Origin of the sequence: Flavivirga aquimarina (assembly GCF_030540835.1) — a bacterium.
GTDB classification, from domain to species: Bacteria; Bacteroidota; Bacteroidia; order Flavobacteriales; family Flavobacteriaceae; genus Flavivirga; species Flavivirga aquimarina.
The window spans coordinates 1-268 of sequence record NZ_JAUOEK010000059.1; the positions used below are offsets into that span (position 1 = coordinate 1).

Below are 268 nucleotides of genomic sequence, written 5' to 3' on the forward strand. Positions count from 1 at the left end.
CCAAGACCAAAGAAAAAGTCCTTGGTGAAGTATATCTTGTCTTTACTTGTTATAATCTGAAAAGATTAGTAGCAATCTTCGGTTTTGAAGCTTTGATAGATAAAATTAAAGCTATTTTAGTCAATTTCTTAACTAAATCCCGTTATTTATCAGTCAAAAACAATCATTTTAAGCTCTTTTTTTCTAAAAGATTAAACTTAAGTATTAATCAAAAACAACTTTTATATATTTGAATCAACAAAACTAAGTTAATACACAGACTCACGTT

Annotated in this window: 1 protein-coding gene; it reads left to right on the top strand. The window is 26.1% G+C overall.

Annotated elements, in window-relative coordinates:
• On the top strand, positions 1-233 hold a 233-nt coding region (locus tag Q4Q35_RS04230), incomplete at its 5' end, for a hypothetical protein (RefSeq protein ID WP_303276693.1).
• Positions 234-268 lie beyond the last annotated feature (35 nt).